The sequence below is a fragment of the Sulfurihydrogenibium yellowstonense SS-5 genome (assembly GCF_000173615.1).
GTDB classification, from domain to species: domain Bacteria; phylum Aquificota; class Aquificia; order Aquificales; family Hydrogenothermaceae; genus Sulfurihydrogenibium; species Sulfurihydrogenibium yellowstonense.
Genome location: NZ_ABZS01000201.1, coordinates 1 through 2,753, shown reverse-complemented (window position 1 = coordinate 2,753; position 2,753 = coordinate 1). Strand labels below are relative to the sequence as shown.

The following is a 2,753-nucleotide window of genomic DNA, read 5'->3' as shown; positions in this document are numbered from 1 at the left end:
AAGCTAAAAAGTTAGCATTAGTAGCTGTAGCACATAAGTTATTAAGACAGGCATATGGTGTATAAAAAACAGAAGACCATTGATGAAAATTTTTGTACTTGACATTTAACATAGAACATTCTGAGCGAGAGACTGCTTGCAAAAATCAAAATTGTCATAATCAAAATTGTCATTATGAGCGAAGCGAAGAATCTCGTATTTTTGTTGAATTTCTTGCCCGACGTATCTTGATATTTATTTATGAAAAAACTATCAAAAATCTTTATAAAACTGCCACATATGATTTAAAGGCCCATGTCCATGGCCAATATCTAAAGAGTGTTTAATTGCATTATGGACGTAGTTCTTAGCATTCTTTACAGCATCTAAAAGACTGTATCCTTTTGCAAGGTATGAAGAGATTGCGGCAGATAGAGTGCAACCTGTGCCATGTGTATTTTTTGTGTTTATTCTTTCTGATATAAGATATTCAAATCTGTTTCCATCATAAAACACATCAATTGCTTTCTCACCTTCACCATGTCCGCCTTTTAAAAGTACTGCATTAGCACCATCTAAGTATAGTTTTTTACAAGCTTTTTCTACATCTTCTAAGGATTTTATTTTAAATCCTATCAAGCTTTCAGCTTCAGGAATGTTTGGAGTGATTAAAACTGCTAACGGAATTATTTTTTCTTTTAAAGCCTGTTCGTCGGCAATTTTTAACAACGGGTCTCCAGACTTAGACCTCATCACGGTGTCAACCACTAAATTTGGAATTTTAAAATCTTTTACAGCTTTTGCCACTGCTTCAACTATACCGGCATTTGATAGCATTCCGGTTTTTGCAGAATCTACGCCTATATCTTCTATAGCTACTTTTATTTGGTCGTATACTACTTGCGGCGGCAAATCATACACACCAAAAACACCAACAGTGTTTTGAACTGTGATAGACGTAATAGCAGACATGCCATATACGCCCAAAGATGTCATAGTTTTTAAATCTGCTTGAATGCCTGCACCACCGCCACTATCAGAGCCAGCAATTGTTAAAGCCTTGGGAATTTTTCTCATCTTCTAGGCTCCTTATCTTAATTATTGATTTATAATTATATTTTAAACCCTTTGGAGTGCGTTATGATAGGATGCATACTTTTAGCAGGTGGGAAAGGTAATAGATTTGGTGCAAAAAAACAATTTTTAGAAATAAATGGTTTAAAGATTTTTGAATACTCTTTAAAAACTATAGAAAGGGTGGAAGAGATAGATTTTGTAGTGGTTGTTTTACCAAAAGAAGATTTGGATATTGAGATAAAATCCTCTAAAAAAATAATAAGGGTCGAGGGTGGTAGCGAGAGACAGTTTTCTGTATATAGTGGCTTAAGAGCAATTGCAGATTGTGATATTGTGGCAATTCATGACTCTGCACGTCCTTTTGCTACTGTAAATATGTTTAGAGAAGGAATTAATAATGTTAAAGCCGGTTGGGATGGTTCTATCACTGCCTACAGGTCTCCGGATACAATAAAGAGAGTGATAAATAATGAAATTGTTGAAACTTTAAACAGAGATGAGATTTATGTAGTTCAAACACCTCAAGTTTTTGATTTTAAAAAGCTCTTAAAAGCTCATGAGTATGCATTAGAGAATAATATTTTAGCAACAGATGATTCTGCTTTGATGGAAAAGCTTGGTTATAGAATTACTTTAAATGAGGGTAGTTTTTTTAATTTTAAGATTACTTATTTGAAGGATTTAGAAATGGTTGAGTGTTTTATTAAAGGTGAAAAAATGAAGAGCTGATGGTGTTGATGTAGTTCATGAGCTACGCCTACATATCTACGTTAAAAATTGCCTAATTTTCATTCTGCAGCCGGTGAAGAATCTCCCGCTTTTACTGAATCTCTAACCCGACGCACAACTTTATTTAGCTTTACAGCTAAGATTTAAATGTTAGCAATTTCTAACCTGAATCTTAACTGATATAATAATTACAAAAAAACCAAGAGGCTTTTATGTGGATACTTGGACAGCATGATGAAGGCTATAGAAAATCAAGAAAATCAATATTAGAGCTTGTTGGGAACACTCCATTAGTAGAACTTAGCAGGTCATTGCCTGAAGATATAAAAAAGAAAAATGTAAAAATTTATGCAAAGTTAGAATCTTATAATCCCGGTGGTTCTGTAAAAGACAGACCGGCAACAAGAATGATAGTTGAGGCAATTAATTCCGGAAAACTAACGAAAGATAAAGTTATCATAGATGCAACATCCGGAAACACTGGAATCGCCCTTGCAATGGTTGGAACTGCTCTTGGATATCAAGTTGAACTTGCGATGCCAGCCAATGTTAGCGAAGAAAGAAAAAGAATCATAAAAGCGTTTGGAGCTAAAATCCATTTTACAAATCCACTTGAAAGTACAGATGGAGCAATTATATATGTCAGAAAGCTTGTTGAAAAGTATCCAGAAAAATATTATTACATAGACCAATATAATAATGATGCAAACTGGAAAGCACATTTTGATTCTACCGCAGTGGAAATTTGGAATCAAACAGAAGGAAAGATTACCCACTTTATTGCCGGAATAGGAACAGGTGGTACTGTTATGGGAACTGGTAGAAGATTAAAAATCTTTAATCCGGATATTCAAGTTATAGGCGTTCAGCCGGACAGTCCATTTCATGGGATAGAAGGATTAAAATATATAGAAACTTCCATAAAGCCGGGTATTTTTGATGAAAACAGGCTTGATAGAACTATATTT

Annotated in this window: 3 protein-coding genes and 1 pseudogene; 3 read left to right on the top strand and 1 reads right to left on the bottom strand. The window is 34.3% G+C overall.

What is annotated here, in order from left to right:
* Positions 1–102: pseudogene (locus tag SULYE_RS08770) on the top strand (IS110 family transposase); the annotation flags it as partial.
* Positions 103–252: 150 nt separating this feature from the next.
* Here SULYE_RS08770 and thiD read toward each other — a convergent pair.
* Positions 253–1,056, bottom strand: a complete 804-nt coding sequence (thiD, locus tag SULYE_RS07520) for a bifunctional hydroxymethylpyrimidine kinase/phosphomethylpyrimidine kinase (RefSeq protein WP_007548112.1) — start codon at positions 1,054–1,056, stop codon at positions 253–255.
* A gap of 63 nt (positions 1,057–1,119) precedes the next feature.
* Here thiD and ispD point away from each other — a divergent pair, with 63 nt between their 5' ends.
* Positions 1,120–1,785, top strand: a complete 666-nt coding sequence (gene ispD / locus SULYE_RS07515) for a 2-C-methyl-D-erythritol 4-phosphate cytidylyltransferase (RefSeq protein WP_007548111.1) — start codon at positions 1,120–1,122, stop codon at positions 1,783–1,785.
* Positions 1,786–1,997: 212 nt separating this feature from the next.
* The coding region (locus tag SULYE_RS07510) for a pyridoxal-phosphate dependent enzyme (RefSeq protein WP_007548110.1) at positions 1,998–2,753 on the top strand (756 nt) is incomplete at its 3' end.